The sequence below is a fragment of the Lysobacter sp. CC-YZS074 genome (assembly GCF_056739745.1).
In genome coordinates this window covers 686181-709897 of the sequence record NZ_CP200301.1, presented here as the reverse complement: position 1 = coordinate 709897, position 23717 = coordinate 686181, and the positions used below count along the sequence as shown (strand labels likewise).

20 protein-coding genes are annotated in these 23717 nt (G+C 71.7%); 3 read left to right on the top strand and 17 right to left on the bottom strand.

Going from position 1 to position 23717, the window contains the following annotated elements; all coding sequences use genetic code 11:
• Window positions 1-6: 6 nt before the first annotated feature.
• Window positions 7-1275: a serine hydroxymethyltransferase gene (glyA, locus tag U8331_RS03040; protein ID WP_481132164.1), complete on the bottom strand. Its 1269-nt coding sequence runs from the start codon at window positions 1273-1275 to the stop codon at window positions 7-9.
• 285 nt (window positions 1276-1560) lie between these two features.
• Here glyA and ettA point away from each other — a divergent pair, with 285 nt between their 5' ends.
• On the top strand, window positions 1561-3222 hold the full coding sequence (ettA, locus tag U8331_RS03035) for an energy-dependent translational throttle protein EttA (RefSeq protein WP_481132163.1): 1662 nt from the start codon (window positions 1561-1563) through the stop codon (window positions 3220-3222).
• 2 nt (window positions 3223-3224) lie between these two features.
• On the top strand, window positions 3225-4052 hold the full coding sequence (gene pyrF, locus U8331_RS03030; RefSeq protein ID WP_481132874.1) for an orotidine-5'-phosphate decarboxylase: 828 nt from the start codon (window positions 3225-3227) through the stop codon (window positions 4050-4052).
• 68 nt (window positions 4053-4120) lie between these two features.
• Here the strand turns inward: pyrF and U8331_RS03025 are convergent, their stop codons facing one another.
• The 16 genes from U8331_RS03025 to xerD all read right to left on the bottom strand — a co-directional run bounded on the left by U8331_RS03025 (window position 4121) and on the right by xerD (window position 23033).
• The gene (locus U8331_RS03025) at window positions 4121-5023 is read right to left on the bottom strand and encodes a glycosyltransferase (protein ID WP_481132873.1); all 903 of its coding nucleotides are present in this window, start codon (window positions 5021-5023) and stop codon (window positions 4121-4123) included.
• 25 nt (window positions 5024-5048) lie between these two features.
• The gene (locus tag U8331_RS03020; protein WP_481132162.1) at window positions 5049-5903 is read right to left on the bottom strand and encodes a glycosyltransferase family 2 protein; all 855 of its coding nucleotides are present in this window, start codon (window positions 5901-5903) and stop codon (window positions 5049-5051) included.
• A 98-nt stretch (window positions 5904-6001) separates the two neighbouring features.
• On the bottom strand, window positions 6002-8206 hold the full coding sequence (gspD, locus tag U8331_RS03015; RefSeq protein WP_481132161.1) for a type II secretion system secretin GspD: 2205 nt from the start codon (window positions 8204-8206) through the stop codon (window positions 6002-6004).
• 109 nt (window positions 8207-8315) lie between these two features.
• A complete protein-coding gene (locus tag U8331_RS03010; RefSeq protein WP_481132160.1) occupies window positions 8316-9101 on the bottom strand; it encodes a type II secretion system protein XpsN in 786 nt (261 codons plus the stop codon).
• On the bottom strand, window positions 9091-9717 hold the full coding sequence (gspM, locus tag U8331_RS03005; RefSeq protein WP_481132159.1) for a type II secretion system protein GspM: 627 nt from the start codon (window positions 9715-9717) through the stop codon (window positions 9091-9093). The genes U8331_RS03010 and gspM overlap by 11 nt, the downstream gene beginning before the upstream one ends.
• Window positions 9701-10873: a PilN domain-containing protein gene (locus U8331_RS03000; protein WP_481132158.1), complete on the bottom strand. Its 1173-nt coding sequence runs from the start codon at window positions 10871-10873 to the stop codon at window positions 9701-9703. The genes gspM and U8331_RS03000 overlap by 17 nt, the downstream gene beginning before the upstream one ends.
• Window positions 10870-11760 carry a type II secretion system minor pseudopilin gene (locus U8331_RS02995; protein WP_481132157.1) on the bottom strand — a complete coding sequence of 297 codons (891 nt, stop codon included), beginning with the start codon at window positions 11758-11760 and terminating at the stop codon, window positions 10870-10872. The genes U8331_RS03000 and U8331_RS02995 overlap by 4 nt, the downstream gene beginning before the upstream one ends.
• Window positions 11757-12440, bottom strand: coding sequence for a prepilin-type N-terminal cleavage/methylation domain-containing protein (locus U8331_RS02990; protein ID WP_481132156.1), 684 nt, complete (start codon window positions 12438-12440; stop codon window positions 11757-11759). Before U8331_RS02990 ends, U8331_RS02995 begins: the two co-directional genes overlap by 4 nt.
• On the bottom strand, window positions 12437-12859 hold the full coding sequence (gene xpsI / locus U8331_RS02985) for a type II secretion system protein XpsI (protein WP_481132155.1): 423 nt from the start codon (window positions 12857-12859) through the stop codon (window positions 12437-12439). The genes U8331_RS02990 and xpsI overlap by 4 nt, the downstream gene beginning before the upstream one ends.
• Window positions 12856-13323 (bottom strand): type II secretion system protein XpsH, encoded by a 468-nt coding sequence (xpsH, locus tag U8331_RS02980; RefSeq protein WP_481132154.1) that lies wholly within the window; start codon window positions 13321-13323, stop codon window positions 12856-12858. The genes xpsI and xpsH overlap by 4 nt, the downstream gene beginning before the upstream one ends.
• Window positions 13324-13347: 24 nt before the next feature.
• Window positions 13348-13791: a type II secretion system major pseudopilin GspG gene (gene gspG / locus U8331_RS02975; protein WP_481132153.1), complete on the bottom strand. Its 444-nt coding sequence runs from the start codon at window positions 13789-13791 to the stop codon at window positions 13348-13350.
• A 48-nt stretch (window positions 13792-13839) separates the two neighbouring features.
• Window positions 13840-15057, bottom strand: coding sequence for a type II secretion system protein XpsF (gene xpsF / locus U8331_RS02970; protein WP_481132152.1), 1218 nt, complete (start codon window positions 15055-15057; stop codon window positions 13840-13842).
• Between the two features lie 4 nt (window positions 15058-15061).
• On the bottom strand, window positions 15062-16768 hold the full coding sequence (gspE, locus tag U8331_RS02965; RefSeq protein WP_481132872.1) for a type II secretion system ATPase GspE: 1707 nt from the start codon (window positions 16766-16768) through the stop codon (window positions 15062-15064).
• A gap of 143 nt (window positions 16769-16911) precedes the next feature.
• Window positions 16912-20871 carry a phosphoribosylformylglycinamidine synthase gene (gene purL / locus U8331_RS02960; protein ID WP_481132151.1) on the bottom strand — a complete coding sequence of 1320 codons (3960 nt, stop codon included), beginning with the start codon at window positions 20869-20871 and terminating at the stop codon, window positions 16912-16914.
• A gap of 202 nt (window positions 20872-21073) precedes the next feature.
• Window positions 21074-21916 carry a DsbC family protein gene (locus U8331_RS02955; protein ID WP_481132150.1) on the bottom strand — a complete coding sequence of 281 codons (843 nt, stop codon included), beginning with the start codon at window positions 21914-21916 and terminating at the stop codon, window positions 21074-21076.
• Between the two features lie 151 nt (window positions 21917-22067).
• Complete coding sequence (gene xerD / locus U8331_RS02950) at window positions 22068-23033, bottom strand: site-specific tyrosine recombinase XerD (RefSeq protein WP_481132149.1); 966 nt, start codon at window positions 23031-23033, stop codon at window positions 22068-22070.
• 105 nt (window positions 23034-23138) lie between these two features.
• Here xerD and U8331_RS02945 point away from each other — a divergent pair, with 105 nt between their 5' ends.
• Complete coding sequence (locus tag U8331_RS02945) at window positions 23139-23609, top strand: RDD family protein (RefSeq protein ID WP_481132148.1); 471 nt, start codon at window positions 23139-23141, stop codon at window positions 23607-23609.
• The last annotated feature ends 108 nt before the right edge of the window (window positions 23610-23717 follow it).

Sequence of the window (23717 nt, the reverse complement as noted above, 5' to 3'; positions counted from 1 at the left end):
GCCGGTTCAGCCGTAGACCGGGAACTTGCGGCACTGCGCCGACACCGCCTCGCGCACGCGTTCGATCACCGCCTCGTCCTTCGGCGCGTCGAGCACGTCGCACAGCCAGTGGGCCAGCTCGACGCAGTCGGCCTCCTTGTAGCCGCGCGTGGTCACCGCCGGGGTGCCGATGCGCAGGCCGGAGGTGACGAACGGCTTCTGCGGGTCGTTCGGCACCGCGTTCTTGTTGACGGTGATGTGGGCGCGGCCCAGCGCGGCTTCTGCGTCCTTGCCGGTGATGCCCTTGCCGATCATGTCGACCAGCATCAGGTGGTTCTCGGTGCCGCCGGAAACGATCTTGTAGCCGCGCTCGACGATCACCTTCGCCATCGCCTGCGCGTTCTTCACCACCTGCTGCTGGTAGGCCTTGAACTCCGGCTCCAGCGCCTCCTTGAAGGCCACCGCCTTGGCCGCGATGACGTGCATCAGCGGGCCGCCCTGGATGCCGGGGAAGACGATGCTCTGCAGCTTCTTGACCAGCTCCTCGGACGGGTTCTTGGCGACGATGATGCCGCCACGCGGGCCGCGCAGGGTCTTGTGGGTGGTCGAGGTGACCACGTGTGCGTGCGGCAGTGGGTTCGGGTAGACGCCGGCGGCGACCAGGCCGGCGACGTGGGCCATGTCGACGAAGAAGATCGCGTCGACCGAGTCGGCGATCGCGCGCATCCGCGCCCAGTCGACCACCTGCGAGTACGCGCTGAAACCGGCCACCAGCATCTTCGGCCGGTGCTCGGTGGCGAGGCGCTGGACTTCGTCGTAGTCGATCAGGCCGTCGTCGTTCACGCCGTACTGCACGGCGTTGAAGAGCTTGCCGGAAATGTTGACCTTGGCGCCGTGGGTCAGGTGGCCGCCGTGGGCCAGGCTCATGCCGAGGATGGTGTCGCCCGGGCTCAGCAGCGACAGGTAGACGGCCTGGTTGGCCTGGCTGCCCGAGTGCGGCTGGACGTTCGCATACATCCCTTCTGTGGAGCCTGCGCCGTAGAGCTGTTTGAGCCGATCGATCGCCAGCTGCTCGGCGACGTCGACGTGCTCGCAGCCGCCGTAGTAGCGCTTGCCCGGGTAGCCCTCGGCGTACTTGTTGGTCAGCACGCTGCCCTGGGCCTCCATGACGCGCGGGCTGGCGTAGTTCTCGCTGGCGATCAGTTCGACATGGTCTTCCTGGCGCTGGCGCTCGTCGGCAATGGCCTGGGCGAGTTCGGGATCAAAGCCTTCGATGCGTGCGTCGCGCGGGAACATTGCCGCTCCGGGAGTCAGGTGGGGTGGCCGTCGAGTTTAGCCGCCGCCCGGGGCCGGGGCCATCGGGCGGCGCCCCCCGGACCGACCGCCCATTGTAGGAGCGGCTTCAGCCGCGATCCGGCCGCCACCCGCAGCCCGTTTCCACATCGCGGCTGAAGCCGCTCCTACCAGGGTCCGCCACCCGGCTGCAGCCGGCGCCGCGATCCGCGATAATGGCCGGCTTCTGAATCCCCTCTCCCCCGGCCCTGCCCCGCAGGCCGCCGGGCGCACGCCTGCGGAGCACCCATGTCGCAATACATCTACACCATGAACGGCGTCAGCAAGACCGTTCCGCCCAAGCGCCAGATCATCAAGGACATTTCGCTGTCCTTCTTCCCGGGCGCCAAGATCGGCCTGCTGGGCCTGAACGGCGCCGGCAAGTCGACCGTGCTGAAGATCATGGCCGGCGTCGATACCGACTTCTCCGGCGAGGCGCGCCCGCAGCCGGGGATCAAGGTCGGCTACCTCGCGCAGGAGCCGGAGATCGATCCGGAGAAAACCGTCCGCGAGGCGGTCGAGGAAGGCGTCGGCGAAGTGCTCAACGCCCAGGCCGAGCTGGAGAAGGTCTACGCGGCCTACGCCGAGGACGGCGCCGACTTCGACGCGCTGGCCAAGGAGCAGGAGCGGCTGGAGGCGATCCTCGCCGCCGGCGACGCCCACACCCTGGAGAACCAGCTGGAAGTCGCCGCCGACGCGCTGCGCCTGCCGCCGTGGGACGCGATCGTCGGCAAGCTGTCCGGCGGCGAGAAAAGGCGCGTGGCGCTGTGCCGCCTGCTGCTGCAGAAGCCCGACATGCTGCTGCTCGACGAGCCGACCAACCACCTCGACGCCGAGTCGGTCGAGTGGCTGGAGCAGTTCCTCGCCCGCTACACCGGCACCGTGGTGGCGGTGACCCACGACCGCTACTTCCTCGACAACGCCGCCGAGTGGATCCTCGAGCTCGACCGTGGCCGCGGCATCCCGTGGAAGGGCAACTACACCCAGTGGCTTGAGCAGAAGGAAGACCGCCTCAAGCGCGAGGAGAACCAGGAGAAGGCGCGCCAGAAGGCGATCCAGAAGGAGCTGGAGTGGGCCCGGTCCAACGCCAAGGGCGGCCGCTCCAAGGGCAAGGCGCGACTGGCCCGGATCGAGGAGCTGCAGTCGGTCGACTACCAGAAGCGCAACGAGACCAACGAGATCTTCATTCCGCCGGGCGAGCGCCTCGGCAGCAAGGTGATCGAGTTCAAGAACGTCTCCAAGAGCTTCGGCGACCGCCTGCTGATCAACGACCTGAGCTTCATCGCCCCGCCGGGCGCGATCATCGGCATCATCGGGCCCAACGGCGCCGGCAAGTCGACCCTGTTCAAGATGATCACCGGCCACGAGAAGCCGGATTCCGGTTCGATCGACATGGGCCCGACCGTCAACATCGCCTACGTCGACCAGAGCCGCGACAAGCTGGAGGGTGACCACAACGTCTTCCAGGAAGTCTCCGGCGGCGCCGACATCCTCAACATCAACGGCATCGAGATCCAGTCGCGCGCCTACATCGGCCGCTTCAACTTCAAGGGCCAGGACCAGCAGAAGAAGGTCGGTTCCCTGTCGGGCGGTGAGCGCGGCCGCCTGCACATGGCCAAGACCCTGCTGCAGGGCGGCAACGTGCTGCTGCTCGACGAACCGTCCAACGACCTCGACATCGAGACCCTGCGCGCACTGGAAGACGCGCTGCTGGAGTTCCCGGGCAACACCTTCGTGATCAGCCATGACCGCTGGTTCCTGGACCGCATCGCGACCCACATCCTCGCCTTCGAGGGTGACTCGCACGTGGAGTTCTTCCAGGGCAACTACCGCGAGTACGAGGAAGACAAGAAGCGCCGCCTCGGCGACGACGCCGGCCCGCACCGGTTGCGGTTCAAGGCGCTGAAGTGACGATGGGATTCATGCAGGCACTCAGGCAGCGCTGGTCGGACGTGGACTCGCTGGTCTGCGTCGGGCTCGATCCGGAGCCCTCGAAGTTCCCGGCGCGCTTCACCGGCGACGCCGACGCGGTGTTCCGCTTCTGCCGCGACATCGTCGACGCCACCGCGCAGCACGCCTGCGCGTTCAAGCCGCAGATCGCCCACTTCGCCGCGCTCGGCGCCGAGGACGCCCTCGAGCGGCTGATCGTGCATATCCACGCCGCGCATCCGGGCGTGCCGGTGATCCTGGACGCCAAGCGCGGCGACATCGGCAGCACCGCGCAGCACTACGCGGCCGAGGCGTTCGACCGCTACGCCGCCGACGCGGTCACCGCCAACCCGTACCTCGGCCGCGACTCGGTGCAGCCGTTCCTCGACCGCGCCGACCGCGGCGTGGTGATCCTGTGCCGCACCTCCAACCCGGGCGCCGGCGACCTGCAGGATCTGGCCGTGTCCGACGGCCGTGGCGGCAGCCGGCCGCTGTACCAGCACGTCGCCGAAACCATCGCTCGCGACTGGAACGGCCACGGCAACTGCGCGCTGGTGGTCGGCGCGACCTGGCCGGAGCAGCTGGCCGAGGTCCGCGCAATCACCGGTGACATGCCATTCCTGGTGCCCGGCGTCGGCGCCCAGGGCGGCGACGTCGAGGCGGTGGTGCGCAACGCGAAAGCCGCTGACGGCACCGGCCTGGTCATCAGCTCCTCGCGCGCGATCCTCTACGCGTCGGCCGGGGACGACTTCGCCGACGCCGCCGCGGCCGCCACCCGCTCGTTGCGCGACGCCATCAACCGCTGCCGCTGACTACCGTCGATCACGCGACGTACCTTCGGTCGAGCCGGAGCAACCCGAGGGCACGGCCTTGGGCCACCTCAGGGCTGCAGGTACCGGCGCGCGACCGCCACGGGGAATCTCGCCCACACGGCCAGCCAGACCGCGATACGGGTGGCAGGCCCGCGCCGCGGCGCTTCGAAGCGGGCGAAATAACGCCACAGGCCACGATGCTTGTGCCATTCCACGAACACCGGCCGTGATCGGCTGGACACCCCGCGCACGTGCAGCACCCTCACCCGGTTGGCCACCGCGATGCGCGCGCCGGCTTCCCGCGCGCGCCGGCACAGGTCGAGATCCTCGGCATGCAGCCGGTAGGCTTCGTCGAAGCCGCCGATGCACTCGAACAACGCCCGTGGCATCAGCATCAGCGCGCCGGAGACGGCGTCGACCGGCTGCAGTGCCAAGCGGTCGTCCGGGGTGATCGCCATCGATGCGGTGGCAGCACGCCCCGGGCGCATTGCCGCCAGCATCGCGCCAAAGTCGGGATCGCGCCGGCGCGCGGCGGGGTCGCGCTCGCCATCCTCGCCGACAAGGTCGGCGCCGAGCAGCCACCCGGCCTGCACCGCGGAGCCGTCGGCGTCCGCGCCGTTGCGGGCGAGCGCCACCAGCCGCCCCAGCGAATCCGGCTCCACCATCGCATCGGGATTGACGAACGCCAGCCAGCGGCACCTGGGTGCGGAGGCCGCGATGTCGGCGGCGCCCTGGTTGCAGGCCATGCCGAAGCCGGGATTGCCCGGATTGGCGATGAACCGCACGCGCGGGTCGGCGGTGGCATGGCGCTGGACGTGCACCAGCGTCTCGTCGTCGGACGCGTTGTCGACCACCCGCACGGCCGCGACATCCGCGGCCGCGCGCAGGCGGGCGAGGCAGTCGTCGATCGTCGCCGCACTGCGGTAGGTGACGACGACGACGCCGATGGCCGGAGAGGCTGGAGAAGGAATCACGGCATCGAGGGCGGTGGGAAGGTCAGCGATTGTCCGCCATCCGACCCTCGAACAGGTCCGGTTGCGGGCCTGGTGGACCTGTGTCGTCGAGCAGCTCCGCCAGCCGCTCCCGCGGTGCGCGCAACGGGTCACGCATCAGGAAGTTCGCCACCCGCGCGTGCCAGTCCGGCCAGCGGACCGCGAGCCGGTCCATGTCGCCGTCCAGCGCGGTGCCCTCGCCGGCGCGCACGACAAAAGCCGACTCGCACAGCACGTTGCGCCAACCGAGCCCCGCCAGCCGCAGCGACAGGTCGATCAGGGCGGCGTACCACGAACCGTAGCTCTCGGCGTCCAGGCCTCCGGCACGCTGTCGCGCGCTGCCACGCAGCAGCACCGCGTGCCCGACCGCGGAGGGCAGTTCGGGATATCCGGCCGGCATCCGTCCCGCCGCCCGCGCGAGCCGTTCCGGCTCGCCAGGCGCCGGTGCGATCTCGCCGATGCGCGGCCATGACGCGGTCTCGCCGGCATTGCTCCAGGCCGTCGCACTGGCGATCGCACCATCGCTGGCGAGGCAGGCGGCCAGGTGCTCCAGCCAACCCGGCAGCGGCGCGGCGTCGGCGGCAAGCACCGCGACATCCGCTTCGCCACAGGCCGCCAGCACTTCGTCCAGGTGCGCGGCCTCGCCGATCGGGCGCTGGCGCCGGGTGTAGTCGGCGCGAAGGCGGGTATTCGCCATCCAGCGTTCGACCAGCGCGTGCCCGCGCGGGCCGGCCTGGGCATCGTCGGCGAGCCAGACCCGCGTGCCCGCCGGCGTACCGGCGTCGAGCGCGGCCAGGCAGGCGTCGAGCGCGTCATCGTCGCTGCCGACCGGCAGCACCACGATCGGCAGTTCAGCCACGCGTCCCCCTCACGACAGCAGCCCCAGGCCGGCGATTATCGCCGACACCACGCCGGGCCGCATCGGCGGTTCACGGCGGCATGCCCGCGCCGCCCGGCTCAAGGCTGCCGGTGCAGCGGTTCCAGTGCGCGGAAGCGGCGGCCGTATTCATCGGTAAGCTCGCGCGCCTCCATCGGGTTGCGCACGATCGTCGGGGTCAGCAGCACGATGGTTTCCTCGCGCCGGGTCGCCGAGCTCTGGGTGCCGAACAGGCCGCCGATCACCGGGATCCGGTTCAGCCCCGGGAAGCCGGACGAACCGCGGGTCACCACATCGCGGATCAGGCCGGCCAGCATCACGGTGTCGCCGCTCTGGATCGCCGCTTCGGTCTTGAGCTTGCGGGTATCGATGCGCACGTTGCCGAAGCGGTCTTCCTCGCCGCCCGGCGCGCTGACCTCCTGCACGATGTCGAGGAACACCATGCCGTCGCGTGTCACCCGCGGCCGCACCTTGAGGATCACGCCGGTGTCGAGGTACTGCACCTGGCTGTAGCTGGTGTCGTTGCCGATGCCCGGGTTGACCGTGACCGACGACACCGGGATCCGGCTGCCGACGTTGAAGGTGGCCTCGGCGTTGTTGCGCACCACCACCGAAGGCGTCTGCAGCATGTTGATGTCGGTGACCGAATCGAGCGCGCTGATCACCGCGGCGGCGTTGCGTCCGAGGAACGTCCAGGCCACCCCACCCGGATTTCCGACCGCTTGGCCGACGCTGCCGGCGAGCGAACTCCAGGTGTCGCGGTCGACCGCGTCGGGCAGGCCGTTGTCGGTGACCGCGCGCTCGAAGAACCAGTTGACGCCGTACTCCAGCTCACCGCTGAGCTGGACCTCGACCACCTGCGCCTCGATGTGGACCTGCATCGGCATCACGTCGAGCTGGCCGATCACGTCGACGATCGACTGCCACGCCTGCGGGCTCGCACGCACCAGCAGCGAGTTGGTCTCCTCCACCGCCGACACCCCCACCTCGTCGCCGTCGACCTCGAGGCTGACGCTGGCGTTGCCGTCCTCGGCCGCGCCGAGCGACATCTCGCCGCCGCTGCGGGAGCCGGAGCCGGAGTCACCGCCGTCGACCGACCCGCTGCCGCTCTTGGCCCCGATGGTGGCGCTGCTGCCGTCGGTGCCGGAGCGGATCTCGACCGAATCCAGCCCCGGCATCAGCGAGGGCGCATCGCTGCCGCCGCCGCTGTCGGACGACGACGAGGAGGCGCCGAACACCTCGGCCAGCCGGTCGGCGAGGTCGCGCGCGCGGATGTACTTGAGCGGGTACGAGTACAGCCGCATGCCGCTGCCGCTGTCGATCCGGTCCAGCCATTGCTGGATGTCATCGAGGTACTCCGCCTGCGGGGTGATCACCATCACCGCATTGGCGCCCTCCAGCGGCATGAAACGGAACATGCCGGCCACCGGCGAGTTGCTGCCTTCGCCGAACACCTTCTCCAGGTCGCCGACCACCCGGATCGGATCGCCGGACTGCAGCGGGAACACGCCCACCGACATCCCCGACAGCCAGTCGACATCGAAGATCTCGATGGTGCGCAGGTAGTTCTGCAGCTCCGCGCGGGTGCCACCGACGCTGATCACGTTGCGTGCGGCGTCGGTGCCGACGATCGCGTTGGGGCGCGCGTAGGGTTCGAGGATCTTCTTCATCTCCTCGGCCGACACGTAACGCAGCGGTACCGTGCGCACCTCGAAGCCGCGCGCATTGGCGGCACCGCCGGTACGCGGGGCGACGTTGCCGGCGAGCGCATCGTCGGCGGCGACGATGTTGTAGCGGCCACCGCTGTAGACCATGCGCGCGTTGTTCCAGCCCAGCACCTGTTCCAGCAGGCTGATCGCCTCGGCCGGGCTGACCGGGTTCGGCGTCGCCAGGGTGACCGTGCCCTGAACCCCGGGCGCGATCACGTAGTTCTGGCCAAGCATGTCGCCCAGGATCGCCTTGACCACGGCGTGGAGGGACTCGCCTTCGAAGTTGAAGGTCGCCGCGCCCGTGCTGCCGCCGAGATTGGGCGGCGGCGCGCTGGCGGCCTCGCGGTTGATCACCTGGCCGGTGCCGCGGCGGATCTGAGGCTGCGGCGTGGTGCCGGCCGCCGGCGGCATGGCGACGGCCGTGCCGTCGGCGTTCTCGGCGAGGATCGCGTCGGTGCCGGCGGTGCGGATCTGCACGCCTGCCGCGCCGGCCTCGCCCGCGGGATTGGCCACCGCATCGCGGCGCACGTTCGGTACCGGCGTGCTCGCGCAGGCGGCGAGGACGACCGCGAGCACACCGGCGACAACGGCGCGCGGGACGGACGATCGACACGCGGCGCAGGGGAAGGCGCGGCGCGCCGGAGGCGGGAGTCGTACGGGGGAAGGCGGCTTCATTCGGTGCACTCTACGGGCGGTTGGCCGGCGGTTGCGGCGGCGGGGGATCGGCCGCGTCGCGCGGAGGGGGCGCTTCGCCACGCAGTTTGGCGCGGCGGGCCTGGATGCGCTGGCGGATCGCATCCATCTGGGCCTGGTCGGTGGCGGGCGCGGCGGATGCCCCTTCTTCGTCCCCGAGCGGCGGCTCGCTGTCCGCGGATGCGTCATCCACGGCGGCGGCCGGCGCACGCCGGGCCGGGGCGTCGGGTGCGGCGGCGGGAGAGTCACTGCCCAGCTCGGTCGGACGCACGCCCCCGAAGCCGTCGAACACCCGCAGCGTCAGCGTGCGCTGGCCCTCGGTGCCCTCGAACACCGCGCTGCGTTCGCCCAATCCCACCAGGCGCCACGCCGGGTGCGACTCCGGCGCCTGGTCGAGCCGGACCCGCACCGACTCGCTGCCGTCGGCCGGCTGGATGATCGCCAGCTTCAGCCGCGGCGTGATCAGCACGCTGGTCAGCACGTAATCGAAGACCTCCACCGTGGCCTGCTCGTCCCCGCCCTGCAGCGAGAACGGATGCGGCTGGCGGTCGCTGGAGAACAGCGGCCGCGCCGCGATCGCTTCGTAGTCGCCGGGCGGTCCGATCCGCGCGGGCGGAGCCGGCCTGATCGGCGGCAGCGGCTGCAGCAATGACGGATCGTCCGCCAACGGCTCGATCCGGCCGCCCATGCCGCCGACCGCGAGCAGCCACGCCAGCACCGCCCAGCCGGCGACCGCGGCGAGCAGCCAAGTGCGCGGGCCGGCGTCCTCAACGCGCACGGGGCGCCTCCACGGGGGTGGCCAGGTAGCCGTACAGATCGAAGGACACGTCGAGCCCGCCTTCGCTGCTTGGTGCACCGCGGCCCGGGCTGAAGTACATGCGCTGGGCGAGGATGTTGAGGTTGTCGATGAACAGCCGCGGCGCACCGCTCTCGAGCGAATGCAGCACCGTGGCCAGCTCCGGGGTGCCGCAGCGCAGGCGCACCTGCACCACGACGCGGGTGTAGCGCTCGCGGGCATCGGCGTCCAGCGGCGAGCGGTTGGTGATCATGCAACTGCGGTTGCCCGGACTGGCCTGGCCGACCGCGGTTTCCAGCCGCTGGATCAGGCTGGCGGTGGCGAGTTCGGCATTGGATTCGGGCAGGAACCCGGGGCGGTCGGCCTGCTGCGCGCGCAACTGTTGCAGCCGCCGGGTCACCTGCGGGGCCTGCTGGAGCTGCATGCGCAGGCGCAGTTCGCGCTGCTGCAGCGAGTCCACGCGGTCGCCGGCCTCGAGCATCGGCACCGTCCACCACGGGTGGACCAGCACGGCGTAGGCCAGCGACAGGGCGAGCAGCAGCAGGCCGAGGGCCAGCCAGCGGTCGCGCCCGCCGAGCCGCTCAACGAGCCGCGTCATCCGCGCCATCGGCGCCCTCCTTGCCGGTGGCCGCGGTGGCGGCGGCGGGCCCGAGCGCGGCGACCAGGGTGAAGCGGTCGCGGCCGCTGGCGGGGTCCGGCTGCAAGGCCCCGGCCAGCGCCGGCGAATGCCACAGGGCCGAACCCTGCAACTGGCCGACCAGTGCCGCCGCCTCGCCGCTCAGGCCGATCAGCATCAACTGGCGATCGTCGATCGACAGCTTTTCCAGATAGGTGCCGTCGGGCAGGCGGCGGGTGAGTTCGTCGACGATCTCGATGCTGGCCGGGCGTTCCGCGCGGGTGCGGTCGAGGAAGGCCTGGCCTTCGATCAGCGTGACCAGTTCGCGGCGCTCGGCCGCGGCGCGGCGGCCCGCGTCGGCGTCGCGGGCAATGCGCTGCTCGAACGCCTCGGCGGCACCGCGGCGGTTGTCCAGCAGTTGCCACAGCAGGGCACCGGTAGCGAGCAGGGCCACGGCCGCCAGCGCGAGGTTCCACTGCAGCCACGGGTCGCGATGGCGGCGGCGCTGCGCCGGCGGCAGCAGGTTCACCCCGAGCGGGGCGCCGCCGGCAGCGGCGACGTCGATACCGGCGAGATCGGCCGCCAGGTCGCCGAGCGCCGCCTGCTGCGGGTCGAGCACGTGGCGGGGCACCACCACCAGTTCGACCTCGACCTGCCCGTCGCCCTCGCGGCGCCGCAGCACCCGGGCATCGAACGCCACGGCATCGGCGTTGAACGGCGTCTGCCGGTCGATCTCGAACCCCACCACGTCACGCAGGCGCTCGGCGGCGGCGGCGGGCAACGACAGCCGGCGCCGCAGCCCGTGCGCCGGGGCGACCAGCAGCCAGCGCGGCAGCTCGGCGACGCGTGGCGCCAGCAGCGCGGCGAGGTGGGCCGCCATGCCCTCGTCCGCCGGCGCCAGCGGCAGCCGCCCGAGGTCGTCGAGTTCGTCGCCGCGCTGCAGGCGCAACTGCAGGTCGGCGCCGTCCAGCTGGAGCAGCAACCGGCCGCGGTCCACGCCGAGCACGCGCCGCCAGCGCGCGGGAAGCCATGAGGCGAGCGCATGGCCCCACCAGTGCAGGAAGCCTCCCGCGCCGGGCCCGAGCCGTGCACCGATGTCTCCCGGGCCTCGGCCCGGACGGATCCCCAACAGGCTCATCGTGGTGAAGCTCCCTCCTCCCAGTGCAGCGCGGTATACGCCATCCCGGGTACGGCACTGCCGCCCGCGCGCACGACCACCCTCAACAGCGACTCGCGCCCATCGGCGAGCCGCGCAAGGCTGTCGATACTATACGTACCGCTCGGGTTTGCTCCGGCGGGTCCGAACGCCACGCCCGGCGCCGATCCGGGCAGCCCGGCGCCCCCCGGCAGCGGCGCGGTGCGCTGCTCGACCACCGCCGCGCCGTCCAGCCCGATCGCGTCCAGCACCGGCGCCGAGGCGAACGTGGGCTCCGGCCGCGGCAGGCCGCTGTGGACGGTCACGTGCGGCGCGACCCGCGCGTACAGCTCCGGGGTGAATCCGAGCACCTGCTCGAGTTCGGCGACGCCCTCGAACGCGGCGTCCTTGGCGCCGTACGGGCGGTCGGCCGATGCATAGTCGTTGTCCTCGGCGCCGCCGGCGGGCTGGGTCAGCTGGTCGGGATCGCGCCAGTCGACCACCGCCGCCGCCAGCCGTGCGGCGTCCAGCTGATCGCTGCCCAGCGCGCCGAACAACGCCGCCAGCACGGTGGCGTCGGCCTGGTTGAGATCGAGCTTGCCGCTCTCGTCGACGATGCGGATCTCCAGCTGCGCATTGCCGTAATGCCACTGGTAGGGACGACCGTCGGGCCGCCACTGGCGCTCGGGGTCGCCGGGTGCGAGCCGGGTCATCGCGTACTCGACGCCGGCGCGCGCGGCGTTCTGGGCGGCCAGTCCCCGCACCAGCACCTGGCCCTGCAGGTGCTCCATGCGCGCGACCAGGGCGAAACCGCCGACCAGTGCGGTCAGCAGCGCGATCAGCCACAGCACCAGCAGCAGCGCGGCGCCACGCGGCCCGCGCGCGCTCATTGCAGCCCCCACGGGGCCGCACCCGACGAGCCCGCGGCCTGCGGCAACGCCACCACCAGCGGGGGCCATTCGCGCCCGTCCAGGTCGGTGGCGGTGACTTCGACCAGCAGCGGGAGCCGGTCGACCGTTTCCCAGTGGTCCTGCCAGTCGCCGAGCTGGCCGTTTTCCGGATTGATGGCGCGGTAACGGAAGCGCGCCGACTCCAGCCCCTCTGCCAGTGGCTCGGGCGCGCGCTCGTCCGGGTCCCCGATGGTTTCGCCGGCCAGCACCAGTTCCAGCACGAGCGCCATGCGCACGCCGTCCCGATGGTCTTCGATGCGCAGGTCGTGCAGGTACGGGCCGCCGCGACCGAGGTAATCGGGCAGGTCGGCGACAAAGCGCATCCGTTCCGGTTCGCCGATAAAGCGCTGCGGCACCAGGGTGGTCTCGTCGCTGCCGAACGCAAGCGGCCGTGCGGCGGTCAGGCGCTTGCGCAGGAAGCCCTCCACCGCCCGCACGCGCTCGCTGCGCTGCGCCATCGCCTCGCCACGGCTGGCGGTCCGGGTCGCTGCCGCCAGGGTGGCGAATGCGATCGCCAGCCCGGCCGCAAGCAACACGGTCGCGAGCAGCACCTCGATCAGGGTGAAGCCGCCGGCGTGGCCGCGCCGCCGACCGGCCGACACACCGGGCCGCTGCGTCATGGCATCACCAGCGCATCGTCGGCGGGCACCAGCCGCAGGCTCTGCAGCCGCAGCCGTTCACGCGGGCCGCCGTCGCCCCAGCGCACCGTCAGCACCAGCTCCAGCAGGCGGTCGCCGCCCGGCGCCTGCGGGGTGCCGGCGGGCACCGGTTCGGCCCATGGCACCACCTGCAACGACCAGTGGTAGCGACCTTCGTCGAACTCGCCCTCGCTGCGCCCCGGCTGCAACGGCTCGCCGACACCGACGGTGTCGAGCAACGATTGCGCGTGCAAGGCGGCGCGACCGGCATCGCCGGACCAGCGCACCTGCCGGCTCGCGCCCGACAGCGTGCCCAGCAGCAGGGTCAGCGCGAGCGCCAGCAGCGCGAACGCGACGATCACCTCGATCAGCGAATAACCGTGCTGCCGGCGCGCGCTCATGGGTCATCCCCGACGCGCTCCAGGGTGACCTCGCCGGTCAGCCATGCCACGTCCACGTTCCAGGCCGCGCGCTCGCGGCGCAGCTGGATCCGCCCGCCGGTGGCGGCGCCGTCACCGAAGAACATGACCGCGCCCTCGCCCGCCCGGGGTTGCACCTGGCGCGCGCCGATGAAGCGCACGTCCAGTGCTTCGGGAATGTCGCCGTCGCGGCCGCCGGGGGCCTGCCAGGTACGCGCGGCCGGATCGATCACGAAGCGCTGGGGCTGGCCGCTGGCGATCGCGCGGGTGCGGGTGTAGCGCAGCTGGGCGGCGATCTCCTTGGCCTCCGACCGCAACTGCATGCCGGCGAAACCGCCGGTAAACGCGGCCGCCGCCAGCAGGCTCGCCACCGCGATCAGCGCCACCACCAGCAGCATCTCGAGCAAAGACACGCCACGCGCCGACGCGGGGCGCGGATACGGCATGTGTCGGCCCCGGGACTGCACCGGCTACTCGTAGCGGATATCGCCGTCGACGCTGCTGCCGCCGACCTTGCCGTCCTTGCCGAGGATCACCAGGTCGAACGGCCCGCTCTCGCCGGGCGCGCGGTACTCGACCGGATGGCCCCACGGGTCGTTGAGTTCGGCCGCCTTGGCATACGGACCGAGCCAGCCGGCGGCGTCGCCGGGTTCGGTGACCAGTTCGTCGAGCGTGGCCGGCAGACGCCCGGTGTCCATCTGGAACGCCTCGACCTTCTGCGCCAGCGTGGTCACCTGCGACTTGGCGAGGTTGGCCTTGGCGCGGTCGGCGCCGCCGAGCACGCGGCTGCCGACGAAGGTCAGCACCGCGCCGATCAGCACGATCACGATGATGATCTCGATCAGGCTCATGCCGGACTGCTTCGCGGCGGACGGGGCGCGGAAGTTCTGGGTCGGATGGCGCGGGTTTCGCATTGCGGTGGTCCTTTTCGAGGGGTTCGGGGGAATGGGTTGCCTGGCGACCTAGCCGACCGCGTTGGTGAGGTCGTACAGCGGCGTCAACACCGCCATCACGACCACGCCGACCACGCCGGCCAGCACCACGGTGACCACCGGCACCAGCGCGGCCAGCAGGCGGTCGAGCGCGAGCGAGGTCTGGTGTTCGAAGGTTTCGGCGGTCTTGACCAGCATGGCGTCGAGCTCGCCGGACTCCTCGCCGACCTGGATCATCTGCAGCGCCAGCCGCGGGAACCGCTTGCCGCGGCCGAGCGCGGTCGACAGCGCGACGCCGTTCTTGACCTCGGCCGCCGCGGCCTCGACGTCGGCGGCGAGCACGCGGTTGTCCATCACCTTCTGGGCGATGCCCAGCGCCGCCATCAGCGGCACGCCGTTGCGCACCAGCGTGCCGAGGGTACGGGCCAGCCGCGCGGTCTCGACCTTGGCCACCAGCGCGCCGAAGAACCTGCGCCGCAGCAGCCAGCCATCGAGCGATTCGCGGAACACGGGGTCGCGGCGCTTGCGGTCCATCCATAGCAGCGCCAGTGCCGGCACCACCACCAGTACGATCCACCAGTCGCGCACGAACAGGCCCACGCCGAGCACCACCCGGGTGAACATCGGCAGCGCGGCGTCCAGGCTCTCGTACATCTGGGCGAACTGCGGCACCACGTAGCCGAGCAGGAACAGCAGGCTCAGGCCGACCATCACCAGCAGGATCGCCGGGTAGATCAGTGCGTTGACCACGCGGCCCTGCAGCGCGCGCGAGCGCTCCAGGTAATCGGCCAGCCGGGCGAGGGTCTCGTGCAGGCTGCCGCCAGCCTCGCCGGCGCGGACCATGTTCACGTACAGCCGCGAGAACGTGCCGTGCTGGCGCTCGAGCGCGGTCGACAGCGGTGCGCCACCCCGGACGGCGTCGCGCACGTCGCTGACGATGCGCCGCGCGCTCTCGTCCTCGGGGAGCTCCAGCAGGATCGTCAGCGCGCGGTCGAGCGGCTGGCCGGCGCCGAGCAGCGTGGCCAGCTGCTGGGTGAACTGCACCAGCCGTTCGCCGGCGAACGGCCGCGGCTTGAACAGCGCCTTCCAGCTGGCCGCGCCGCCCCCCTCGCTGGCCAGCCGCGCCTCCACCGGCAGGTGGCCCTGCTCCTGCAGGCGCGCGGCGACGTCGGCGTGGCTCGCCGCCTCCATCTGGCCGTCGAGCAGCTCGCCGCGCGCGTTGAGCGCCTTGTAGTGGTACAGCGCCATGCGCTCAGGCGTCCTCCGTGACCCGGAGGACTTCCTCGATGGTGGTCAGGCCGGCGAGCGCCTTGGCGATGCCGTCCTCGTACATCGTGCGCATGCCGGCCTCGCGCGCCAGCGCCTCGATCTCGCCCATGCCGGCGTGGCGCATCACCGCGCGGCGCAGCTCGTCGTTCATGACCATGAATTCCATGATCGTGGTGCGGCCTTGGTAGCCGGTGGGCGCAATCGCCGAGCCGCGCGCGCGGTAGAGGTGGATCTCGCCTTCGGGCTGGTAGCGGCGCAGCCCGAACTTCTCGATCTCCTCCGGCGAGGCCGGGTAGCGCTCGGCATGGCTCGGCTCCAGCCGGCGCACCAGGCGCTGGGCGAGGATGCCGTTGACGGTCGAGGTCAGCAGGTAGTCCTCGACCCCCATGTCGAGCAGGCGGGTGATGCCGCCGGCGGCGTTGTTGGTGTGCAGCGTGCTGAGCACGAGGTGGCCGGTCAGCGCCGACTGGATCGCGATGCGCGCGGTCTCCAGGTCGCGCATCTCGCCGATCATGATGATGTCCGGGTCCTGGCGGACGATCGAACGCAGCGCCTGCGAGAAGTCCAGGCCGATCTGCGGCTTGGCCTGGATCTGGTTGATACCCTCGATCTGGTATTCGACCGGGTCCTCGACCGTGATGATCTTGACGTCGGGCGTGTTGAGCTGGCTCAGCGCGGTGTACAGCGTGGTGGTCTTGCCCGAGCCGGTCGGACCGGTCACCAGCAGGATGCCGTGCGGCTGCTCTAGCACCTTGCGGAACTGCGGCAGGAACCCGTCGGTGAAGCCCAGCCGCTCGAAGTCCAGCACCACCGACTCGCGGTCGAGCAGGCGCATCACCACGGACTCGCCGTGCGCGGTCGGCACCGTGCTCACGCGCAGGTCGAGCTCGCGGCCCTGCACCCGCAGCATGATCCGGCCGTCCTGCGGCAGGCGGCGCTCGGCGATGTTGAGCTTGCCCATGATCTTGATGCGGCTGATCACCGCCGCGGTCAGGTTGACCGGCGGGCTCTCGCCGTCGATCAGCACGCCGTCCACCCGGTAGCGCACCTTCAGGCGGTTCTCGAACGGCTCGATGTGGATGTCGGAGGCACGCAGCTCGACCGCGCGCTGGATGATCAGGTTGACCAGCCGGATCACCGGCGCCTCGGAGGCGAGGTCGCGCAGGTGCTCGACGTCGTCGACTTCGCTGCCCTCGCCCTCGGCGGTCTCGACGATGGCGCCCATGGCGCTGCGGCCCTGGCCGTACCAGCGCTCGATCAGCTCGTCGATCTCCGAACGCACGCCGACGCGGGCGCGGACCTCGCGTCCGGTGGCCAGCCGCACCGCGTCCAGGACATAGCCGTCGTGCGGGTCGGCGGCGAACAGCTCGACGGCCTCGTCGGTCTCGCCCACCGGGCACACCGCGAACTGCTTCATGAACTTGGTCGCCAGCACCACCCCTTCGGGCGGCAGCTCCGGCGCGTCCTTGGCACTGACCAGCGGCAGGCCCAGCACCGCGGCGACGGTCTCGGCATGGTCGCGTTCGGACACCAGTCCGAGACGGCCGAGCAGGGCCAGGAGGCTGCCGCCGGTCTCGGCCTGCAACCGGCGCGCGCGACCGAGGTCGGCCTCCTTGAGCCGTCCCTTGGCGAGCAATGCGGCGACGATCCGGTCTTCCGCCGGGTTTGCACCCGGACCACCGCCGTCCATGCCACCGCTGCCCGTCACGTCAACCGCGTCCGCCGCTGCGCCCACACCGCCCTCCCAAGCCGTGAGCGCCCGACTGTAGCAGGCCCGGCGCGGGTTGGATCCGAGATCGGTTCAGGTGGCTGGCGCCGCCCCGGGGCGCGAACTCAGCCGACGAACACCCGCGCGTTGCGGAACATCCGCAGCCACGGCGAATCCTCGCCCCACTCCGCCGGCGCCCAGCTCAGGTTGGCCGTGCGCGGGGTGCGTTCGGGATGCGGCATCAGGATGGTGACCCGGCCGTCGTCGCTGGTGACGCCGGCAATGCCGTCGGCCGAGCCGTTGGGGTTGGCCGGGTACTGGCTGGCCGCGCGGCCGTCGCCATCGACGTAGCGCAGCGAAGTGCGCACGGCCGCCTGGTCGAGGTTGCTGGCGAACGCGGCGCGGCCCTCGCCATGCGACACCACCACCGGGATCCGGGAGCCGGCCATGCCACGCAGGAACAGCGACGGCGACTCGACCACTTCCAGCAGCCCCAGCCGCGCCTCGAACTGTTCGCTGCGGTTGCGCAGGAACGCCGGCCAGTGCTCGGTACCCGGGATGATCGGCTTGAGCTGGCTGAGCATCTGGCAGCCGTTGCAGGCGCCCAGCGCAAAGCTGTCGCCACGGGCGAAGAACGCCGCGAACTGCTCGCGCAGCGCCGGGCGCTCGAGGATGCTGGTCGCCCAGCCGCGGCCAGCGCCGAGCACGTCGCCGTAGCTGAACCCGCCGCACGCGGCCAGGCCCTTGAAGCCGTCGAGCGCGATGCGGCCGGCGATCAGGTCGCTCATGTGGACGTCGACCGCCTCGAACCCGGCACGGTCGAACGCCGCCGCCATTTCGATCTGGCCGTTGACGCCCTGCTCGCGCAGGATCGCGACCTTCGGCCGCGCGCCGCCGATGTGGACGGTGCCGGCGATGAACGGTGCGGCGATGTCCTCGGCCGCGTCGAACACCAGCTTCGGCCGCAGCCCGGGCGCGTGGAAGTCGCGCGCGGCGACGCGCTCCTCGTCGGCGCACTCCGGGTTGTCGCGCAGGCGCTGCATCGCGTGGGTGGTGGACCACCAGGCGTCGAACAGCTCGTCCCAGCGCCATTCCGCCAGGGTTTCGCCGTCCTCGCGGATGCGTACCGCGGGCGCGGTGGTCGGCCGGGCGATGCGCTGCGCGCAATCGATCAGGCCGTGCCGCGCGACCAGGTCGGCGAAGTCGGCACGGTCCTCGGCGGCGACCTGCACGACCGCGCCGAGCTCCTCGTTGAACAGGGTGCGGAACGGATCCTCGCCCCAGCCGTCGAGGTTGATCTCCAGCCCGAGGTGCGAGCAGAACGCCATCTCGCACAGCGCCGCGAACGCGCCGCCGTCGGAGCGGTCGTGGTAGGCCAGCAGCAGGTCGGATTCGCGCGCTTCGCGGATCAGCTCGAAGAAATCACACAGCCGCCGCGGGTTGTCGAGGTCCGGCACGCCGACGTTGCGGCGACCGTCCTCGGACGGCTGGCCGGCGAACGCCGGCAGACCCTCCGCGCCCTGCGCCGCCCCGGGGTGCACCTGCGCGAGCACCGACCCGCCCAGGCGCTGCTTGCCGGCGCCCAGCCCGATCAGCCACAGCTCCGACTCGGCCTCGCGGTCCATCAACGGCGTCAGCTGGCGCCGCACGTCGACCACCGGCGCGAACGCGGTCACCACCAGCGACACCGGCGACACCGACTTCCGCGCCTGGCCGTCGTCCTGCCACTGCGCCTGCATCGACAGCGAATCCTTGCCGACCGGGATGCTCAGCTCGATCTCCGGGCACAGCTCCAGGCCGACCGCGCGCACCGCGTCAAACAGCAGTGCATCTTCGCCGTCATGCCCGGCGGCCGCCATCCAGTTGGCCGACAGCTTGACCCGGTTCAGCGCCTCGACCGGCGCCGCGGCGAGGTTGGTGATCGCTTCGCCGACCGCCATCCGCGCGGCGGCGGCGGCGTCGAGCAGGGCCAGCGGGGTGCGCTCGCCGATGGCCATTGCTTCGCCGGTGAACCCCTCGAAGCCGGCCAGGGTGATCGCGCAGTCGGCGACCGGCATCTGCCACGGCCCGACCAGCTGGTCGCGCGCGGTCAGGCCACCGACGCTGCGGTCGCCGATCGTGATCAGGAACTGCTTGGCGGCGACGGTCGGATGAGCCAGCACGCGCAGCGCGGCCTCGTGCAGGTCCAACCCGCTCCAGTCCAGCGCCGGCCACGGCGCCGGGCCCGGACGGCGGGTGTCGCGGTGCATCTTCGGCGGCTTGCCGAACAGCACGTCCATGGGCAGGTCGATGGGCCAGGCGTGGCCGCCGCCGGCGGGATCGGCGTAGACGCTCTCGACGGTGGCGCCGTAACCCACCACCAGCCGCTCTTCGGCCGTGGCGTAGCCGACCACCGCGAACGGGCAGCGCTCGCGTTCGCAGAGGGCGGCGAACTCGCCCACGCGGTCGGCCGGCAGGCCCAGCACGTAGCGCTCCTGCGACTCGTTGCACCACAGCTGCATCGGCGACAGCGACGGGTCGTCGGTCGGCACCCGGCCCAGGTCGATCACGCCGCCCAGGCCGGAATCGTGCAGCAGCTCGGGCACGGCGTTGGACAGCCCGCCGGCACCGACATCGTGCGCGCTGGCGATCGGGTTGCGCGCGCCGAGCGCCACGCAGGCGTCGATGACTTCCTGGCAGCGCCGCTCCATCTCCGGGTTGTCGCGCTGCACGCTGGCGAAGTCGAGCGCCTCATGGCTGTCGCCGGACGCGACGGAGCTGGCGGCACCACCGCCCAGCCCGATCAGCATCGATGGGCCGCCGAGCACGATCACCGCGTAACCGGGCTTGAGGCCAAGCTTCTCGACCTGGCCGCGGTCGATCGCGCCGAGGCCGCCGGCCAGCATGATCGGCTTGTCGTAGGCGCGCACATGGCCGCCCTCGTCGAGTTCGAAACTGCGGAAATACCCAGTCAGGTTCGGCCGGCCGAACTCGTTGTTGAACGCGGCCGCGCCGAGCGGGCCGTCGAGCATGATTTCCAGCGCCGGGGCCATCCGCGGGTTCAACGCCCGCGACGATTCCCACGGCTGCGGCAGGGTCGGGATACGCAGGTGCGAGACGCTGAACCCGCTCAGGCCCGCCTTGGGCTTGCCGCCCCGGCCGGTGGCGCCCTCGTCGCGGATCTCGCCGCCGGCACCGGTGCTCGCACCCGGGAACGGCGCGATCGCGGTGGGATGGTTGTGGGTCTCGACCTTGATGCAGAACGCCGACTCGGCGGGCGCCTCTGCACGGTAGCGGCCGCTGTCCGGGTCCGGACGGAAGCGCCGGCTGGTGTAGCCGGCCACCACCGCGGCGTTGTCGCTGTACGCCGACAACGTGTGCTCGGGCGTGCTCGCGTGGGTGTGCTTGATCATCTTGAACAGCGACGAAGGCTGGTCGCTGCCGTCGATGGTCCAGGACGCGTTGAAGATCTTGTGCCGGCAGTGCTCGGAGTTGGCCTGCGCGAACATCATCAGCTCGACGTCGGACGGCTGCCGACCCAACGCGCCGTAGCGCTCGCGCAGGTAGGCGATCTCGTCGTCGGCCAAGGCCAGGCCGAGGCGCCCGTTGGCGGCTTCCAGCTGGTCGAGCGCGATCCGCTCGAGCTCACCGCGCGCGGGCACCTGGAACAGGGCACAGGCATCGTCGCGCGACTCCAGCAGCGACTGGGTCATCGGGTCGTGCAGGACCTTCGCCAGTTCGCCCTGGGTGGCGGCATCGGCCGGCCAGCCGGCCAGGTCGTAGCGGGTGCCACGTTCGACCCGGTGGATCGGCAGGCCGGCCCCGTGCAGCAGCTCGGTCGCCTTGCTCGCCCACGGCGACAGCGTGCCCAGGCGCGGGCTGACGTAGCGCGAGATGGCGCCCTCGGCGCGCGGCGCCGCGTCGGGCTCGGCCTGCAGGATGCGCCGCAGCCTGGCGTCGTCGGGGGTGGCGCCCGCTTCGGGGTCGACCCAGTAGACCGGCCATGCGTCGAGCACGCGAACGTGGGGGTGGATGGCCTGGAGGCGGGCTTGCAGGCGTTCGCGGCGGAACGCGGACAGGGCGGAAGCGCCCTCGAGGACGATCATGTCCGGGGAACCGTAGGATCGACGGGCCGGCTATTGTAAGGCAGTCGCCCAGACGCTGCGGGGCTCGTGGACGAGCCGCCTCCTGAGCGCTCGATCCGGTGACGCGCCGGGCCGTTCCGGACAGCCTGAAGGGCCGCCTCCCGCAGCGCGCTGCTGCATGGAAGCGCTTTTCCGCGCCCGCCCGTTATCCGCCCAGCGGTCTTCAGAGACCTCCGGCCGCAGCGTGACCCGCAGCGCCGTCATCCTTCCGCGCCGCCAGTTCGTCGAGCGCCTCGCGCAGCGCCTGCGGCGGCACGTAGCCACCCAGCTGGGTGCCGTCCTCGGCCAGGATCATCGGCGTACCGGTGAGGCCGACGCGCTGGCCGATGTTGTACTGCATGGTCACGGTGTTCTTGCAGTCGCGGTCCGTGACCCTGCCGGTGGTCTTCGCCTCGGTGAGCGCCTGCTTGCGGTCGTCCGCGCACCACACCGACACCATCTTCTCGAAGTCCTCGCTGCCGATGCCCATGCGCGGGAACGCCAGGTATTCCACCGCGATGCCCTGCGCGTTGTACTGCGCGATCTCGCTGTGCAGCTTGCGGCAGTAACCGCATTCGACATCGGTGAACACCGTGACCGTGTGCTTCGGGTTCGGCGGCGCGAACACGATCCGCTCGCTCTGCGGGATCTTCGCCAGCAACTCGGTGCGCATGCCGGCCAGCGCGGCCTCGGTCAGGTTGCGGTCGGCGTGGCTGTCGAACAGCGCGCCACCCGTCCCCGGCAGGAACAGGTAGCGCCCATCGTCGCTGACATACACCACCTGCCCGCCGACGATCGCCTCGCGGAAGCCCGGCAGCGGCGCCGCGCCGACACGCTCGACCTCGACCCGCGGATTGAGCCGGGCGATCGCCTCGACCGCGCGCGCGTCAGCGCTGCCGGCCGCGGGCTGTACCGCCGCCGTGGTGGCGGCCGCCGCCGCGGAACCGCCGGCCGCCGGCTGGGGCGCCTGCGCACAGGCGGAAAGGCTGATCGCGCCGAGTGCGGCGGCGAGGAGGGTGCGCTTCATTCGGATTCCTGTTTTTCGTGCGGTGGCTTGCGCCGCCGGGCAATGGGCTCGATTGTGGCACGCGACCCCGGGAATGGCAGGCACGCCGCACAGGCATGATCGGCATCGGTTCACCCCCGCGGCCGCATGGGATTGCCCGTTGGCCGGAGGCTCAGCCGCGTGGGTGGTGCATCGCATGCAGCCGTTTCAGCTGCTCCCTCGCGACCAGCGTGTAGATCTGGGTGGTCGACAGCGAGCTGTGGCCGAGCAGCATCTGCAGCGCGCGCAGGTCGGCGCCGCGGTTGAGCAGGTGGGTGGCGAAACTGTGGCGCAGGCCGTGCGGGCTGATCCGCGCCGGGTCGATACCGGCCGCGGCGGCGTAGCGCTTGACCTGCTGCCAGACCTGCTGCCGGCTCGGCGCCTCGCCGTCGGCACCGATGAACAGCGGCGCCAGCACGCGCTTACCGGCCAGCTGCGGTCGCCCTTGGGCGAGGTAGCGTTCGAGCCAGTGGCGGGCTTCCTCGCCGAGCGGAACCAAGCGCTCCTTGCCGCCCTTGCCGAGCACCCGCAACACGCCCTGGCGCAGGTTGAGCGCGGTGGCCGGCAGCCCGGCCAGCTCGCTCACGCGCAGGCCGCAGGCGTACATCAGTTCGAGCATCGCCCGGTCGCGCAGCCCCAGCGGCCCGCTCACGTCCGGCGCGGACAGCAGCGCGTCGACCTGGCTCTCGGCGAGCGCTTTCGGCAACAGGCGCGGCAGCTTCGGCGGCTCCAGCAGCGCGGTCGGGTCGTCATCGCGGTCGCCGCGGCGCAGCCGCCACGCGAAGAACGCACGCAGCGCCGACAGCAGACGCGCATTGCTGCGCGGCGAGTAGCCCTCGCGCAGGCGCCAGGCGAGGTAGTCGAACAGTGCGGCGCGGTTGGCGCCGGCGAGGCCGCCGCCGCGGCCGCCGCGCCAGCGCGCGAAGCCGCCCAGGTCGCGCCGATAGCTTTCCAGGGTCGGCCGTGCCAGTCCGCTCTCGGCCCAGATCGCATCGAGGAAACCGTCGATCACCGCGGCGTCCGCGTCCGGCAGCGCAGGCATGGCCATCGCGGCCTGGCGCCGTTCGGCCGGGGTCCTGGCGGTTGGGCGTTCGCTCATAGGCGCAGATTAGCGGGGTCGCCGCCGGACTGTCGCGCCACTGCGCCCGCGTCCGGAGGAAGGCGTGCCCTACACTGCGCCCCGCCCACCGATCCGACCTGCGCGATGAACACACCCGCCACCGCGAACCGCCCCGCCGCATTGATCGGCTGGCGCCTGCTCGCCCTGTTCTACGACCTCTGGCCCGCCGTCGCCCTGTGGATGATCGCCGGCACGCTGTTCGCGGTCGGCTACACCCTGGCCGGCCATGACCCGCACGAGAACATTGCCCCCTTCAGCCCGCTGCAGTTCGCCCTCTGGGGCCTGTGCTGGCTGCTCACCGGCGTCTACGCGACGGTCAGCTGGCGGCGCGGCGGCCAGACCCTGGGCATGCGGCCGTGGCGGCTGCGACTGGCCGCGACCGATGGCTCCGCGCCGGGTTGGCGCGCCCTGTGGCTGCGCTACTGCGTCGGCACCGTGTCGCTGCTGCTGGCCGGGCTGGGCTTCTGGTGGGCGTGGCTGGACCGCGACCGGCTGGCCTGGCACGACCGCGCGAGCGGGACGCGCCTGCAAAGATCGCCCAGGCCGGACAAGTAGACCTCCGCCACGGGACCTCACCGCCGCCTGCCCGCCCTTCCGGCCCGAGCCCTCGAAAGTCCCGGGCGGGAGCCACCCGGCGGGGGTATTGCGGAGAGCAGGCCATGG

Coding starts and splice junctions, on each gene's coding strand:
- glyA (WP_481132164.1), bottom strand. CDS start 1,275: ATGTTCCCGCGCGACGCACGCATCGAAGGCTTTGATCCCGAACTCGCC.
- ettA (WP_481132163.1), top strand. CDS start 1,561: ATGTCGCAATACATCTACACCATGAACGGCGTCAGCAAGACCGTTCCG.
- pyrF (WP_481132874.1), top strand. CDS start 3,225: ATGGGATTCATGCAGGCACTCAGGCAGCGCTGGTCGGACGTGGACTCG.
- gspM (WP_481132159.1), bottom strand. CDS start 9,717: ATGACGCGGCTCGTTGAGCGGCTCGGCGGGCGCGACCGCTGGCTGGCC.
- U8331_RS03000 (WP_481132158.1), bottom strand. CDS start 10,873: ATGAGCCTGTTGGGGATCCGTCCGGGCCGAGGCCCGGGAGACATCGGT.
- U8331_RS02995 (WP_481132157.1), bottom strand. CDS start 11,760: ATGAGCGCGCGCGGGCCGCGTGGCGCCGCGCTGCTGCTGGTGCTGTGG.
- U8331_RS02990 (WP_481132156.1), bottom strand. CDS start 12,440: ATGACGCAGCGGCCCGGTGTGTCGGCCGGTCGGCGGCGCGGCCACGCC.
- xpsI (WP_481132155.1), bottom strand. CDS start 12,859: ATGAGCGCGCGCCGGCAGCACGGTTATTCGCTGATCGAGGTGATCGTC.
- xpsH (WP_481132154.1), bottom strand. CDS start 13,323: ATGCCGTATCCGCGCCCCGCGTCGGCGCGTGGCGTGTCTTTGCTCGAG.
- gspG (WP_481132153.1), bottom strand. CDS start 13,791: ATGCGAAACCCGCGCCATCCGACCCAGAACTTCCGCGCCCCGTCCGCC.
- xpsF (WP_481132152.1), bottom strand. CDS start 15,057: ATGGCGCTGTACCACTACAAGGCGCTCAACGCGCGCGGCGAGCTGCTC.
- gspE (WP_481132872.1), bottom strand. CDS start 16,768: ATGGACGGCGGTGGTCCGGGTGCAAACCCGGCGGAAGACCGGATCGTC.
- purL (WP_481132151.1), bottom strand. CDS start 20,871: ATGATCGTCCTCGAGGGCGCTTCCGCCCTGTCCGCGTTCCGCCGCGAA.
- U8331_RS02955 (WP_481132150.1), bottom strand. CDS start 21,916: ATGAAGCGCACCCTCCTCGCCGCCGCACTCGGCGCGATCAGCCTTTCC.
- xerD (WP_481132149.1), bottom strand. CDS start 23,033: ATGAGCGAACGCCCAACCGCCAGGACCCCGGCCGAACGGCGCCAGGCC.
- U8331_RS02945 (WP_481132148.1), top strand. CDS start 23,139: ATGAACACACCCGCCACCGCGAACCGCCCCGCCGCATTGATCGGCTGG.